We start from the raw sequence: 15,043 nt of genomic DNA, 5'->3' as shown, positions 1-15,043 counted from the left end.
ACGCCTCACCTCGGCGCGCCCACAACACGACGGAGAACACCCAAAGCAAGGCCAGCACACCCCTTGACCGGCCCCGCTCCTTCAGGGATGACCTGTGGAAATACAGAATCGCAGGTTGGCGCGAGTGCCATTTGGTGCTCTTCAGTGCCGTTCGGCGCGGTTGCCTGCCGTGCACCCGGCTGCTCCCATCCTGCTCCCCGGATCCTGGCCTCGCGGTACTGCCTCCCGGATCGGCCGCGCCAACTGGTCCCGCAATCACCCATGGTGCGGATCATGCTCGATCCATTCTCGAATCCACTGCGGCGATTGCAGTGGAGGTTCGCTCCGGCGGAAAACACACTGAGCTGGTGCCGACCTTAGAGCCGAATGACAAGGCGCAGAGCTGGCGAGTGCGCGCGTGGAACGACGAAGCGGTTGAGCGGCGTTTCCTCACAGAGGATTTGATCGCAATCGGTGGGCCAGAAATGCCCGACCTGTCGGTATGGCCGGGAGTGGAGCCAATCCTCCGAATACTGAGAGCCGCGCTGCCAGAGTGGCCAGAGCGCGCGTTCCCCGTGTTCGTGAGGTACTGGCGATCCTTCAGGCTAGACATGAGGCCTAACGATGAGCCTTTTCCAGGCTGGTCTTGCAGTTCAGGGCGGGTGTGGCGGGCCCGGAAATCGATGAGGGCGAGGCTCCAGGTAAGACAGCAGTCGACCAAGATCCGATGCCCCGACCGGGAGCCTCGCCTGTGCTGTCTTACCCCTCCACGATCCCGCTGTCCAGCCGCACCCTGAACCACCTCGCCGACCTCATCCGAGCGCACCGCACCCAGCATCGATCCCGGTGGCGGCGCCTCGACCCCGGGCGACAGGCACTGCTTGCCCTGGCCCACCTGCGCAACGGTGACACCTACACCCGGCTCGCCGCCGGGTTCGCCGTCGGTGTCGCCACCGCCTGGCGCTACGTGCGGGAAGCGATCACCCTGCTCACCGCAGCCGCCGAGGACCTGGCCACGGCGATGCGGCGCATCCGCCGCCTGGCGTACGCGATCCTGGACGGCACCCTGATTCCGATCGACCGGGTGGCGGACCAGAGACCGTACTACTCCGGCAAGCACAAGCGCCACGGCGTGAACGTGCAGGTCATCGCCGACCCGGCTGGCCGGCTCGTGTGGGCCTCACCGGCACTACCGGGCTCGGCGCACGCCCTCACCGCCGCCCGCGTCCACGGCATCATCGACACGCTGGCCAGCGCAGACGTGATGACCTTCGCCGACAAGGGCTACCAAGGCGCTCGGGGCAGCGTGCGCACACCGTTCAAGCGGCGCCGCTTCCGGCCGAAGCTGTCACGCCGCCAGAAGACGGCCAACCGGACGCACGCGAGAATCCGCGCTCGCGGCGAACGAGCCATCGCCACGCTCAAGACCTGGAAAATCCTGACCAAGCTGCGCTGCTGCCCACGCCGCGCCACCGCGATCGTGCAGGCCATCCTCGTCCTGCACCACGTCGAAGCGAACCGCTACACAGGATGAAAATGGCTCGATGTGGCAGTTGTGCCGATGCGACGGGGCCGCGCCGCCGTAGGCGTAATCGTCGGTGACTACTGGTGCCAGGCTGACGAGGACGACCCTTACCTGTGGCATCGTCGGCAAGTCCGATGGATGGCCGAGATAGATAGATCGGTCCTCGACGGCAGCGTGCGCAAAGTTGTCAACGCACCGGGCACGCTGGCCCGGCTCCCGTCGGAGCCTCGGCCTGCAGTCTGCGTGGAGACCTGAATGCTCTGTCTGTCTCCGGCAGAGCGGCGAAGCTCCGTGGAGCAGAACGGCCAACGGTGGCGTCGGCGTCCCGGGAGTCCGATCTCGAGACCACACCACGGGTGGCGTGCCCGTCGATCAGATAATGCAGCGGCGCCTGCCCGGGTCAACCGGCGACCGATTGGGTTATACGCTAGTCTGCGCGGACGACCGGCTCACCTCTGGTTGAAAACCTGGTCAACGCAGGCAGGGGGTTGCATGAATGCCGCTGATGACATAACGGCGGTTACTCTGCTGGCTGAGCCAGTTCGCCAGCGGCTGTACTCGTATCTACGCGATCGACGCGAACCGGTGGGGCGCGAGGATGCCGCGCGGCATGCTGAGATCACGGTGAAGCTCGCGGCCTTCCACCTGGACAGGATGGTCGATGCGGGGTTGCTCGAGGTCCAGTATCGCCGACTGTCCGGTCGGGTCGGCCCTGGTGCTGGCCGTCCGGCCAAGCTCTACAGTGTGTCACCGCGTTCCTTTTCGATCGTCCTTCCGCAGACTCGCTATGCACTGGCAGCTTCGATGATGGCCACCGCACTGTCGGCTGGGTTATCCGGGTCTAGTGGAGCCGATTCGCTGCAAGAGGTCGCGACATCGGTTGGAGAAAGCCTTGGGGCCGACATTCTGGGCCAGGCGCGGACGAAGGACGCACGGCGCGAGGCGATCCAGCGCAAGCTCGAGCAGCTGGGGTACGAGCCGCAGTTGCAGGAATCCGGGGACCTGACCCTCCGCAACTGCATCTTCTCCGAATTGTCCAAGTCACATCGCGAACTGGTGTGCGGGATGAACGCCGCGTTCCTCCGCGGCCTGCTCGGGGGCGCGCGTTTGCGATCGCTGCACGTCGAAGGCGGGACGGTAGAGCCGGGTTGTTGTTGCGCCCGGATCACTGGCCGTTGAGACGGCATCGTCGATAGCCCGCCGGCTCGTCGAGGACGTTGAGTTGTACAGGCCGGCGAGAATATTGACCAGACGGGTGTCACCAGCTGTGGCGGCGGCGAGCAGTTCGCGCGTTGGCCCGTGGACGAGCCTGTGCACCGTCCTCAGCAGTGTTTGTTCGACAAGCAAGCGAATCTCGGCCGGCATTCTGTCAGCGATCCGCGCTAGCTCTTCCCTGGCGATGTCGTCAGCGTCGCGGCGCATTCGTCCCAGCGCAGCCGCCGCGGACCGGCTCTCGAGCCATCGTAGGTAGCGCCCGAGTTCGGCCTCGATGATCTCCTCGGTGGCTGCCACCTCGTCGGCGAGGTCCCCCGCATCGCTGGCGCCGCCCGCACGCAGATCCGCCAGGTCGATCAGCCGCACCGAGGCCAGTGCCCGAACGGATGGATCGACGTTGCGCGGTAACGACAGATCCACGAGAGTCAGCGACCCCGCACCGGCGGGTCTAGCCGACTGCAGGGTCCGGACATCGACGAGTGGGCGTGGGGCGGCGGTAGCGAGGATCACGATGTCGTTCGTCGCGAGGCAATCGGCAAGGTCGGCGAGGTCGACCACCCGGGCGCCGGCGGCGACGAATCGGTCCGCATTACGACGGGTGCGGTTGCACACCGTTACGATCGCACCCAGTTCGACGGCGCGCGCCACGGCGACCGCGGCGACGCTGCCCGCTCCGACAACCAGGAGCCGTTGGCCGGTAATCGTGTCGCGGCTCGACCTCACGACGGCATCGACCGCCACGCTTGCAACCGATCGACTGGTCGCCGCGATGGAGGTCAGTCGGTGCCTCTTTCGTGAGGCGCTGATCGCGGCATCCATCAGACGATCGAGCACGACATCGCCGCCGCCGGCGGTCCGGCTAATCTCGGCGGCCGCCCGGACCTGTCCGGCGATCTCAGTTTCGCCTAGCACGAACGATTCGAGCCCGCTCGCCACCCGCAGCAGGTGGCGGGCGGCCGCGTCGTCGCGGTAGGTCCTCGCCACGCGGTTTAGGCTGCCGCCGGGGACGCCCCGATCGGACGCGAGCGCCGCCAGCAATGCCGCATCGTCCGGCTCACCCGTCCAGGTCGCATACACCTCCGTGCGCTGGCATGTCGACAGCACCGTAACGGCGTGGGCGTGGCTGTTCGTGCTCAAGGCCGTCAAACGCTTGGCAAGCTCCTCGCGTGAATAGGCCAGCCGCTCGAGCACCTCAAGGGGTACGTCGTAGCCCGAGATCGAGAGGCAGCTGAGCCGCGTCATTGCTGATCCTGGGTGTCCGCCAGCACGAGCAGCGTCTCGACGGCGGTGCGGTAGGAGCCGAACGGGGCGACGGCAAGATATGCGTTGAGATCAGCTTCGGCGGCCTGGGGTTGGTGAAGGCCCATGAGAAGGATCAGGCCGCGGACATACAGCGCTTCCGGGTATTCCGGATGGGCTGCGAGCACACGGTCGACCATGGATTTGCCTTGCGCGGCCTGGCCGACTTGGAATGCGAGCAGGGCCAGGTACGTGTTCGCCTCGGCGTTTGCGGGATCGAGCTGCGTGACGGCGAGGTACTCCATGGCAGCCAACTGACTCGCGCCGGCAGCGGCGTACGCATTCGCCAGTGCGAGATGCCCACCCACATCTTTGGGGTCTTGTTTCACTCGCGCTACCATCGCATCGATTGCGGCGAGCTGTCCGGGGGTTGCTGACTGTTGCCCCGCATCCGACGATGGAGCGCCGTCGCTCCGGCTGCCGCCCGACGTCGCCGTCCCAGCTGCGAGGTCACCCGAGATCGATTGCTGCGCGCTGCGGGGGCTGGTCGCGTTGACGAGCAGGATCGTGACGCTCACCATGCCAGCTGCGAACGCCAGCACCACCACGGTCCGCCGACGCCACCGCCTCGCCCCCGCGGCGGCGTCGCGGCCTCGCGGCGGCGATGAGTCGGTCGATCCGGATCCGGCCCCAGACGTGACGTCTCCGGAGCCGGCTGCCCGGCCTTGGGTCTTGATACGGCGCAGGACGGCGGCGGCTTCTCGCTCGACCGGCCGCCGGAGCAGGACATGATCGACATCGGTCAGTTTTCCGGCGGCTAGGTCGTCGTCGAGATCGCGCAGCTGGCGCAGTAGTTCGCGATACCGAACCTCGTTCGAGGTACGGGTCCGAATGTGCCGGTAGCCGCGCGCGGAGAAGGAGGGATGAAGGATCAACAGTCCGACGACGACAGCCAATCCACCGATGATGAGCACAGCGATCATCCCGGTTCCTCCTCGCGCAGCCGTGCGATGGCCCTGTCCAGGGCGCGCCGTTGTGACGCGGAGAGCGGCGGCGACTCGCCCGCAGGCGGATCCGATTCGGGCTTACGCAGCCAGCGGCGCAGCAACATCAAAGAGACGAGTACGCCGACTGCCATGACGATCAGTGGCAGGTGATACGCCGCGCCAGCCAGGCCATGCTTCGGTGGGGTCATCAGCACCGAGTCGCCGTAGGCAGCGACGAAACCTGCACGGATCTGATCTGCGGACTCTCCCGCGCGGAGCTTCTGCTCGATCTCCTGCCGCATCTGCCGAGCGAGCGGAGCGGGCGAGTCCGCGACGGACAAGTCTTTACAGACTGGACAGTGCAGTTCCGCGGCGATCTGCTGCACCTGCTGTGCCTCGTCGACCGGCGCCGTCTCGCCACGCATGGCCACTATCGTCAGCGTCACGGCACACACGGCCAGAGCGAGTATCACGATCAGCCGGGGCAATGCCGCCCGCACCCGTCCCGGTCTCGCTGGTGCGTTCATCGGGCACCGGCCAGCAGCGACGAATTGATCTGGCTGGCAAACTTGGCCGCGTCTACGGGTCCGATGACACGATCGACCATGCGACCGGACCGGTCGATGATGAATGTCTCTGGAATACCGCGCACACCGTAGGCCAGGGCCGTTCGCGAATCCGAGTCCTCGACGACCGGGTACGATATCCCGGCAGTACGAACGTAGTTACGAGCATCGATTCTCGTGTCCTGAAAATTGACACCGATGAGCACTACCCCGGAGTCACGGAACTGCTGCCACGTCTCGTTGAGGGCCGACTGCTCGGTATGACACTCTTTGCACCAGGACGCCCAGAAGTTGAGGACGACGACCTGCCCTCGTAACTGCGAAAGCGTGACCGGCGGGCCATCCAACTGAGCGAGGGTGAAGTCCGGTGCGGTATGTCCGATCAAAGGGGACGCCGCAACCGATGAATCCCTGCCTAGCCCGGTCGCGAGCAGGGCGACGACGGCCAGCACGGCCGCGACGACCGCTGCGAGCAACACGGTCCGACGGTGCGTGATCCGTCGCATCAGGCGGCCCCTACTCCGACGACGGTGCGCTTGTGCACCGCGTCAACTCCCGCGTCGCCGCCGGCCTTACGCCGGACCGGCCACGCAGCCACGGCGCCACCGAAGGCCATCACCAGCCCTCCGAGCCATAGCCAGTTCACGCCGGGGTTGCGGTAAAGGCGAAACGTGGCCGATCCGCCGTTATCCTGCAGCGAGATCACCGATATGTAGAGATCCCAGACGATCTCCCGATCAATCGACGGCGAGCCGATGGGCTCAGACGCCGCCGGATAGAGGTTCATCCGCGGATTGAACGTGCCGGTTCGGTCACCGCGAGAGGTCGTGACGGACACCGGCGCGGTGAGCACGATGCGGTGCGGCTGCTGGTCGGTTTGCAAGCCCTCGTAGCGCATCACCTGGCCGGCGAAGGTGGTGCTCTCGCCGGTCTTCAAGGTGACTTCGGTCTGCTGGCCCAAGTTCGCCGATGCGGTGATACCTACAGCGACCAGCGCCAGACCGACATGCACGGTCAGGCCCGCGTACCGTCGCCGCCCTCTGAGCAGGGCGCGCAGCACGCCACCACGGCCGCCGCGCCGCCCGATTGCCAGCCCGGCCGCGATCTCCTGACCGTTCCCGACCAGGACGAGGGTGGCCAGGCCGAAGCCGGCGACGGCCGCCACCTGATGTACGCCCACCACCGCAGCAGCGATCGTGACCAGGGCAGCCGCGGACGCCGGCACGCGCAGCCGACGCAGGGCCCGTGACCGGTTGGTCGCGCGCCAGGGCAGCAGTGGTGCGGTCCCCGCGAGTAGCAGGAGCAGCAGGAACACCGGCGCGATCGAGCTGCGGAAGTAGGGCCCGCCGACGGTCACCTGCTCGCCCGACACGGCCTCGACGACGAGCGGGAACACCGTCCCCAGCAGGACGATCGCGGTGGCGGCCAGCAGCAGCATGTTGTTGCCGACGAAGGCCGCTTCCCGCGAGAGGGCCGAATCCAGGCGCGACTGCGCCTGCAGCGCCGGTAGGCGCCAGACCAGCAGGCCGAAGCCACCCAGCAGCACCAGCGTCAGGAAGGACAAGTACACCGGTCCAACCGGCGTCTGCGCGAACGCGTGGATGGAGGAGAGCACGCTGCCACGGGTGAGGAACGTTCCGAACGTCATCAGCGCGAACGCACCGATCACGAGAGCGATGTTCCACAGCCGGGCCATGCCGCGCCGTTCCTGCAGCATGGCCGAGTGCAGGAAGGCGGTGGACAGGAGCCAGGGCAAGAGCGCGACGTTCTCCACCGGGTCCCAGGCCCAGTAGCCTCCCCAGCCGAGCACGGAATAGGACCAGAGCGCCCCCAGTAGTAGTCCGACGGTCAGGAAGGACCACACGACGAGGGTCCACCTGCGGATGAGCGAGACCCATTGATCCAAGCCGTGCCCGGCGAGTAGCGCCGCGATGCCGAACGCGAAAGGTACGGTGAAGCCGATGAATCCGAGGTACAGAAACGGTGGATGTACCGCCATCAACGGATGGTTCTGCAGCAGCGGCGCCGGACCGCTGCCGTCCATCGGAGGGTTCGCCAAGCTGGCGAACGGCCGTGCCGGACCGTTAACCAGGATCAGGTAGAACACCTGGACCGCGAACAGGACGCTGAGCGCATATGGGAACGTCGGTGGCCGGTCCCGCCGAAACCGCAGCGCGACGGCGGCCAGGTAACCGGCGAGGATGAGGTTCCAGAGCAGCAGCGAACCGTCGTCGGCGGCCCACAGCGACAGAGCCTTGTAAAAGCTCGGGGTCTCCCGTGACGAGTTGTCGGCGACGTAGCGAAGCGTGAAGTCATTGTTCAGCAGGGCGACCAGCATCGTGGCGTTCACCACCGCCATGGTCGCGAACAGCCCGAAGGCGGTAGCCCTGGCGCTCTCCACAAGCGCCGGACGGTCCGCCTTGGCACCCACGGCGGCGGCGACCATGCCGTAGCCGGACAACACCAGCCCAAACAGCAGCGCATAGGTCCCCAGTTGACCCATCGTCAGCCCCCAGAGCCCAGATTGGCGCGGCGCGGCGGAGCCTCTCCCGACTCGGGTGGGCGATACTCACCGTTGTGCTGTATCAGCAGCGTGTCGGAGTGGAAGAGTCCATCGGCACCCAGAGCGCCCTCGAGCACGACGCCCTGGTCCGGCTTGAACATTTCCGGCACCGACCCCATGGCCGACACCGACATCGAGTCGGTGCCATCAGTCACCGTGAAGGTCAGTCCGGACGACGTGCGGTGGATGCTGCCCGAGACCACGTAGCCGCCGAGCCGCACGCGCTCCCCGACATCCGCCTTGTGGTGCGACACCATGTCGGTCGGGGTGAGGTAGTAGACGAAGTTGCCCGTCAAGCCGCGAACGGCGATCCAGCCGAGCGCAGCCACGATCACCGCGAGTGCCACCACAATCCGCAGCCGGGGTCCGCCCCACCTGCGGACGCGCGGAGCATCCGCCGGCGCATCGGCTAACTGCAACAGATCCTGGCTCATGGTCATTGCCGCCCCGCTCGCGTTCGCCCGCTGACCGTCGACACGTAACGCCGGACGCGGCGAGCCCGGACCGCAAGGCTCCACCGGTAGCCGACCAGGGTCAAGATCGTCGCCGCATACCCTGCGGTTATGTATCCGAGGTCATGCATGGCGGGTGCTCGCTATCGTGTCGGGGGCATCGGCCGATTGTGGGCGGCGTGCGCGCGGCGTTGAGAGCGACGAGACCGTAAGGGCGCTGCGGTCCTCCAACCTTCCGACTCTCGTCCGTACGGCCATTAGATAGCCGTACGCCAGCGAGAACGCCACGAACGCCAGGAGCAGCGTCGCCAGCATGCTGTCGGCGATGGTCGGCGTCCCTGCCCGCAGCACCGTCGCCTCCTGGTGCAGCGAACGCCACCACACAACCGACATGTGGACGATCGGCACATCGATGAAACCGACCACACCGACGACCGCCGACCACCGAGCCCTGCGGGCCGGACTGTCCGCGACCTTGCGCAGCGACAGGTAGCCCACGTAGATCAGCAGCAAAACGACGGTCGTGGTGAGTCGTGGATCCCACGTCCACCACGTGCCCCACACCGGACGGCCCCACAACGAGCCGAGCACGATGGTCAGCGTGCAGAATTGGACACCGATTTCGGCCGACGCCGCGGCCACCCGGTCCCACTGGATGCGCCCGGTCTTGAGATAGGCGGCGCTGGCGAGAAACACCACCCCGAAGGAGAGGAACGCCACCCACGCCGCCGGAACGTGGACATACATCAGGCGCTGCACGTCACCCTGGGCCGCATCCGGCGGGACGACGAACAGCCCGACTACCACCGTCGCTGCCAGTCCGGCGGTCGCCGCCGCGCCCAGCATTCGCTGGGCGCGGCGGCTGCCGACCAGAGTGAGCGCCCGGTACAGGTACCTCATGGGATCGCTCCGATCTTGACTGTTGTCGTCTACAGCGACAGCAGGTACTGCACGAGGTCGTCCTTCTGGGCGGGTGTCAGGCCCAGTTGGAACGTGGTGTTGTAGTGCTCGACCACGGACTTCAGGTCCGGGAGCCGACCGTCGTGGTAGAACCCGCCCTTCTGGTGGGACCACAGCCCGGCCAGCGGACTGGTGCGGTACATGTGCGTCGGCGAGCGGTCCGCTTGGAAGTCGTCGATGCCGATATCGCTTCCCGGATGCAGGTTCTGGCCCGGCTCGGTGAAGAGCGGTGGCACGTGGCAGGTCGCGCACTCCGCCTGCCCGCTGAACAGTGCCTCGCCGCGGGCCGCGGCCACGGCGTCGAACGAACCCTTTGGCGGCTTGGGCGCCTTGAGCGACAGTTGGTAGGCCTGCAATCCGGGCAGCTTCGGTGTGACGAGGTCCACCTTGGGCGCGATGTGCCCGAAGCCGTTTTCCGCGGCGATCGGGAACTGCTCCGCGTTGTCGAGCCGCTCGTCGATCAACGTGCCCTGACCGTGCATCTCCAGGACCGCGACGAACGCGTTCCAGTACGGGACGGAGCCCCATCCGGTAAACGTGTGCAGGTTGACGCCGGCCAGACCGAACGCCGGCGGCAACAGTGTCGCAGCCGAGCGTCCATCGGGCTGGAACGCCTTGCCGTCCAGGAAAAGCGTAGCGTCGAACTTGCCCGGCCCCCACGTGCTGAGAACCTTCTGCACGGTCGCCACGTCGGTGTGCAGCAACGACGCGACAGGCTGCAGGTTCGGTGCTAGGCCGACGATGGCGCCGACGTTCAGGTCACGGTTGGCCCACCCGTCCAGGCGCTTCCCGATGCCAGGGGCAAAGGAATCGTCGACCGTCGAGTGGCACAGCGCGCACTCGATGCCAACCGAGTTCAGGTTGCCGTTGCTGTCGAAGAATCCCTTGACGCCGACCACCGCGTTCAGTTTGAGCAGGCTCAGCGTGACCGCCGGATCGTCCAGGTTGACCTGTCCGGCAGCGAGGGCGTCCTTCACCGAACGCGGTAGCGCCTCCGAGTCGACCTTCAGTCCCACCGAGAGCGCGGTCTTCGGGCTGACACCCGGACCTACGCCGCCGTGTTCGGCGCCGGCGATTGCCTCGTGTAGGCGCAGGGTGTCGCCCCAGAACGCCTCATCGCCGAACGTATCGAAGCGGAAGGTCCTCTTGCCTTCGGCGATGAGCTGGTCGCCATCGTTCCCCTGTTGGTCTCCGCCGCCGGGGCCGGAGTTCGATCCGGAAGACTGCTGGGTACTTCCTACGGGTGGGCTCGCCGCGGCTGTCAGCGTCGATGCCGCGAGCGCACCGGCGACGCCGATGGCGAGAGCGATCGTCCATCTGTGGCGTCCGAGTAGCGAGCGGACAGGTCGTGGTGCCCCCGTCTCATTCCTGCCGATGTCAGGGCCGGGGTCGGCCGAGTGCGTCATGTCACTCACCTGATTTCTAAAGCTAACGGGACTGCTCTATAGAAGCGTGCTCGTTGTGGACAAAGATGTCAATGCCCACTCCGGGGCGAACTCGTGTCAGTCTTCGAGCAGGTGGGCGAACACGATGTAGCCGGCTGCGAGGAAGGCGGCATCGAACGCCGCGAGCAGGCTCAGCCACCCGGCGATCCCGGCGGTGTCGCCCTGCGTCAGGCCTTCTGTCGCACGGGTCGCAGCGATGATCACCGGAGTGACGAGTGGAAGAACGATGACCGGCAGCGCGGCTTGTCGGGTGCGGCCTCGCACGGCGAGCAGGCCGAGGAGGCTGCCCAACGCACTCAATCCGGCGATCCCCAATGCCGCGGTGAGCACCAGCAGCACCGGCGCGGGACCGACGGGTAGGCCGAACAGCATGATCACGATGCCCGTCGTCACGGCGAAGAGCACCATCAACTGCACGAACGCTGCGGCCGCCTTGCCCAGGTACACGGCACCCTTGTCGACAGGCGAAAGCAGCAGCCCCTCCAGGGCACCGTTAGCCGCCTCGATCTGATAGGAACGGTGACACAGCTCCACCGACGCGAACAACGCGGCAAGCCACAGTAGCCCGGGCGCCGTCTTGGTGAGCAGCAGCCGATCCGGGCCCAGGGCGAAGCCGAACGCAAGCAGCATCGTAGCCGCGAACGGAAGCACAGTGCTTACGGCGGACCGGCTGCGCAACTCCATTCGCAGGTCCTTGGCGGCAATCGCCTGGGCGACCCGGAGGCTCATGACGGCGCGGCCACTGTAGGTGCGGTCAGGTGACCACCCTCCGCCAGGCGACCGCCGTCCATCAACACCTCGCGGGCGATGAGATGCGCTGGGGGCGCTTCATGACTGGCGAGCACAACGGTCTGCCCACCGGCGTGCGCCGCGGTCAGCAGATCGTCGACCACGACACGAGCATCAACATCCAGTCCGGCGTACGGCTCGTCGAGCAGTATCAGCGTCGGGGTGCGCATGAGGCACCGCGCGAGAGCGAGGCGCTGGCGCATGCCCTGAGAGAAGCTTCCCAGCCGGACGGCGGCCACCCCATCGAGCCCGACCCGTTCGAGCGCGGACTCGACTGAACGGACGTCAAGGTCGTACAGGCTGCATGCGAAGCGTAGATTTTCGGAAGCGGTGAGATCGTCGTACATGCGGGTCTCATGGCCCAACAGATCGGTCCGCGCGCGGATGGCATTTCGTTGCTTCTGCAGATCAAAGCCGAGCACGCTCCCGTCACCGAAGGTCGGTGAGATGGCTGTCGCGATCAAGCGCAGCAGCGTGGACTTTCCCGAGCCGTTCCAGCCACGCAGCCACACCGTCTCACCAACGGCGATCTCGAGGCTGACCTGGTTGACCGCTGCCCGGCCGTCGAACAGCCTCGTCACCCTCGACAGACGCACGGCGGCTCGCGGCATGGTGGTCACGGCGCGTGCCCGGGTACGACATGTCCGATCACGACGACCGCCCTAGGCTCTAATACTAACGATGATGAGTGATAGAAACTGTATGCCTCCTGATTCGGCGGGTCAACCCCGACCCGCCGATCGCTGACCCTCGCGTTGCTCAGCCGAGGCCAACCAGCCACGCTAAGCCGATCGCAGTCGCCCCGTTCTGCACCTGCAGCGTGAACCAGCTCAACTGATCGAATGCCAGGAGCACCCCGTAGCCTGCGAGCACCGTCGCCGAGGCGCGCGTCAGCAGTGTCGAGTGCCGACGCACGAACCGCAGGGCGATCAGCGATCGGTGAAACGTCAGCGCGATGATCAGGAATGGCAGTGCCAGACCCGCCGCGTACATAGCGAGCAGCGCTGAACCCTGCGCGAGCTGTCGCTGGTCCGCCGCGACGGCCAGGACCGAGCCGAGGACCGGTCCGATGCATGGTGTCCACCCGAACGCGAACGCCGCCCCGGCCACCGGAGCGGCCCACATGCCGTACCGGCTCACCTGCGGATGGAACCGGAACTCGCGCCCTGCGACCCACCCCAGTCTCAGTGTGCTCACCAGCAGCGTCAGCGCCATCGCGATGACCGCAACCCCGGAGATCCGGGTGACGGGGACGTGGTTGCGCAACAACAGCGTGCCGATCGCCGTGGCTGACAGCCCTAGCGCGACGAAAACGACCGAGAACCCGGCGACGAAAAGGCCACCCCCCCAAAGGACGGCGCCCAGGCCTGGGCGGCCAGGAGGCCGCTGCTCAGGACTGGAGCACGGATCAGCAGGAAGCCCAGACTCTGGATGGGGCCGCAGATCCGGACGAGACTGTGGCTCCGACATGCCGAGCCCAGTGGTGATCGAAAGGTACGCCGGGACGACCGGAAGCACGCAGGGTGAAAGAAGCGAAACTACCCCGCCTCCGAACGCAACCGCGAGTGCCGTCGCTGACATGGTCACCGCCCATTTGTATAGCTAATGAGTATTGCCTATACAGCCGGCGAGCGGCAAGCGCCGCCCGGCCGACGTCAGCCGTCGTGGCTGTTGTCAGGGGCTCGGGAATCGAGTCGTGCTCGGCGGCGTACGCCAGGATTGGTCCGGCAGCTCGCGGCGGGCGAACCAGGAGCCGAGGTCACCGCTTGGGCCAACCCCGGCGGCCGGGCTCGGGTGGCGGGTGTTACCGGCAGAGCCAGAAACCGCCGCCGTCGTGACGGATCACGTCTCCATCCGCCTGTCGGACGAAGACCGCTGCGCCCTCGACCCATACATGCTCGCCAGCGTGCAGGAATAGAGGACGCGGAAGCTCCGCTGCCCGTCGCCGGCCTCAACCGTGGTCGTGATTGTCAGCCGCGTCATCTGTACGGGATCGGTCCGGACAACTCCGGTGGAGTCAGCGCCTCGGCCGATCTGGATCTGCACGAGCCGAGACTATTGAGCCGGGGATGCCGTATGGCTCGGACGTGTCGGGAGGGCTATTCCGATGCTATGCCTCGTATGGGTCCCAGTGAGCGGCGTACCGCAGCAGCGAGCGGGCCAGGTCTGGGTGGGCCGCGGCCCACCGGGTGTCGAAGAGGAACCACTGGTCGCAGCCGAAGAAGCCGTCGATGTACCGGGCGACCTGCGCGATGTGGGCGTCCAGCCGGATCAGCGACTCGGCGGGCCGCTCCGAGGGAAGCGACTGCAGCATCGCCGGGTGGAGCACGTCCTGCGTGGGCACTGGGTTGATCCAGGCGGGCGACGGCGCGTATCCGGGTAGCCCCGCGTAGCGCTCCAGCGCCGGACCGACGTCCTCCTCCCCGGGGGCGACGAGGGCCCGCAGCAGCCGCGCGTCGTGCGGCCAGTGGTGGGCGGCGGGGTCGTCGACGGCGCGCAGGTGGGCGGCGAGTCCCGGCAGGGTCAGGCCGGGGAAGACGACGGCGCCGGCCAGGTCCAGGTTCCGGTCGGTGTCGGGCGATTCCCAGCACAGCCGGACCGAGAAGACGGACTCCGGGCCGGGCGGGGCCAGCCGGACGGTACGGACTGGTACGCCATGGCTGAAGACCGCGCCGGGCGCTGCCGCGTCGACGGGCAGCGGCCAGGTGTCGTGCAGTAGGAACGCGAGGCGGTCGGGCGACGCGGCGGCGGCCTCGTCGTCGATGAAGTAGTAGGCGAGGTCCACCTCGTCGTCGTCGGTACGCACCCGCAAGGCATGCTCGCCGAGCCGGATGAAGCTGCCCTCGTCGTCACCCTCCACCCAGAGGTACTCGTTCAGCAGCTCGCGCAGTTCGTCAACGGTCTCCGGCCGCGGCAGGTTCCGCTTCCGGACCTCCTCGAAGATCGAGTCCAAGCCGTAGACGTGGCCGCCCAGTTCGCTGTCGATCCATCCGTCCGGGTCGTCGTGGTCCCAGCCGCGGCGGAACCAGTCGAGCACCGTCGCGTCGGGCACGGTAACCACCCGCTTGCTGAACGGCGATTCCTCCCGCCACCGGCACACGAAATACATGCGGCCGACTCTAGGCGAGCATCCCGACAAACGGCGCCCACCGCAGCGACGGATCACGCCGACCGCGAGCACTGCGGGCCATGCTTTCCCGGGTAGCCGGGCTTCGCCCGGCACGTCCGACTGGCTCACCGGCGAGATCGCGGCCGTACGTGCCAGCGGCTCGAAAGGCCACAATGATCTCTTGGACCCCGCAAGCCTCCGCTCGTACGCCCACC

At 67.0% G+C, this 15,043-nt stretch carries 13 protein-coding genes and 1 pseudogene; 2 read left to right on the top strand and 12 right to left on the bottom strand.

The genetic code is table 11. From position 1 onward, the window contains the following. Positions 1-730: 730 nt before the first annotated feature. The gene (locus ACFYOS_RS32825; RefSeq protein WP_387150067.1) at positions 731-1,513 is read left to right on the top strand and encodes a transposase family protein; all 783 of its coding nucleotides are present in this window, start codon (positions 731-733) and stop codon (positions 1,511-1,513) included. 246 nt (positions 1,514-1,759) lie between these two features. After that, a pseudogene (locus tag ACFYOS_RS32820) lies at positions 1,760-2,176 on the top strand (hypothetical protein); the annotation flags it as partial. Positions 2,177-2,545: 369 nt separating this feature from the next. On the opposite strand, the gene hemA reads toward ACFYOS_RS32820, so the two are convergent. From hemA to ACFYOS_RS32760, 12 genes are all read right to left on the bottom strand, one after another. Further along, complete coding sequence (gene hemA / locus ACFYOS_RS32815) at positions 2,546-3,961, bottom strand: glutamyl-tRNA reductase (RefSeq protein ID WP_387150065.1); 1,416 nt, start codon at positions 3,959-3,961, stop codon at positions 2,546-2,548. Beyond that, positions 3,958-4,941 (bottom strand): tetratricopeptide repeat protein, encoded by a 984-nt coding sequence (locus tag ACFYOS_RS32810; RefSeq protein ID WP_387150062.1) that lies wholly within the window; start codon positions 4,939-4,941, stop codon positions 3,958-3,960. The genes hemA and ACFYOS_RS32810 overlap by 4 nt, the downstream gene beginning before the upstream one ends. Then, on the bottom strand, positions 4,938-5,471 hold the full coding sequence (locus ACFYOS_RS32805; RefSeq protein WP_387150059.1) for a cytochrome c-type biogenesis protein CcmH: 534 nt from the start codon (positions 5,469-5,471) through the stop codon (positions 4,938-4,940). Before ACFYOS_RS32805 ends, ACFYOS_RS32810 begins: the two co-directional genes overlap by 4 nt. Continuing rightward, complete coding sequence (locus tag ACFYOS_RS32800; RefSeq protein ID WP_387150056.1) at positions 5,468-5,989, bottom strand: TlpA family protein disulfide reductase; 522 nt, start codon at positions 5,987-5,989, stop codon at positions 5,468-5,470. The genes ACFYOS_RS32805 and ACFYOS_RS32800 overlap by 4 nt, the downstream gene beginning before the upstream one ends. 26 nt (positions 5,990-6,015) lie before the next feature. Continuing rightward, positions 6,016-8,013 carry a heme lyase CcmF/NrfE family subunit gene (locus ACFYOS_RS32795; protein WP_387150052.1) on the bottom strand — a complete coding sequence of 666 codons (1,998 nt, stop codon included), beginning with the start codon at positions 8,011-8,013 and terminating at the stop codon, positions 6,016-6,018. 2 nt (positions 8,014-8,015) lie between these two features. Then, positions 8,016-8,507, bottom strand: coding sequence for a cytochrome c maturation protein CcmE (locus ACFYOS_RS32790; RefSeq protein ID WP_387150049.1), 492 nt, complete (start codon positions 8,505-8,507; stop codon positions 8,016-8,018). A gap of 141 nt (positions 8,508-8,648) precedes the next feature. Then, entirely contained in the window at positions 8,649-9,425 is a 777-nt protein-coding gene (gene ccsA, locus ACFYOS_RS32785) for a cytochrome c biogenesis protein CcsA (RefSeq protein ID WP_387150046.1), read from the bottom strand. A 29-nt stretch (positions 9,426-9,454) separates the two neighbouring features. Next, the gene (locus tag ACFYOS_RS32780) at positions 9,455-10,900 is read right to left on the bottom strand and encodes a hypothetical protein (RefSeq protein WP_387150044.1); all 1,446 of its coding nucleotides are present in this window, start codon (positions 10,898-10,900) and stop codon (positions 9,455-9,457) included. 87 nt (positions 10,901-10,987) lie between these two features. Then, on the bottom strand, positions 10,988-11,659 hold the full coding sequence (locus ACFYOS_RS32775; protein ID WP_387150041.1) for a heme exporter protein CcmB: 672 nt from the start codon (positions 11,657-11,659) through the stop codon (positions 10,988-10,990). Further along, the gene (locus ACFYOS_RS32770) at positions 11,656-12,330 is read right to left on the bottom strand and encodes an ATP-binding cassette domain-containing protein (RefSeq protein WP_387150076.1); all 675 of its coding nucleotides are present in this window, start codon (positions 12,328-12,330) and stop codon (positions 11,656-11,658) included. The genes ACFYOS_RS32775 and ACFYOS_RS32770 overlap by 4 nt, the downstream gene beginning before the upstream one ends. Before the next feature lie 148 nt (positions 12,331-12,478). Next, on the bottom strand, positions 12,479-13,300 hold the full coding sequence (locus tag ACFYOS_RS32765; protein ID WP_387150073.1) for a cytochrome c biogenesis CcdA family protein: 822 nt from the start codon (positions 13,298-13,300) through the stop codon (positions 12,479-12,481). A gap of 529 nt (positions 13,301-13,829) precedes the next feature. Next, the gene (locus tag ACFYOS_RS32760; RefSeq protein ID WP_387150038.1) at positions 13,830-14,828 is read right to left on the bottom strand and encodes a hypothetical protein; all 999 of its coding nucleotides are present in this window, start codon (positions 14,826-14,828) and stop codon (positions 13,830-13,832) included. Positions 14,829-15,043 lie beyond the last annotated feature (215 nt).

Origin of the sequence: Micromonospora sp. NPDC005806, assembly GCF_042871425.1 — a bacterium.
Classification (GTDB): domain Bacteria; phylum Actinomycetota; class Actinomycetes; order Mycobacteriales; family Micromonosporaceae; genus Micromonospora.
The sequence above is the reverse complement of the archived record's forward strand: the minus strand, read 5'-3'. Positions and strand labels throughout refer to the sequence as shown.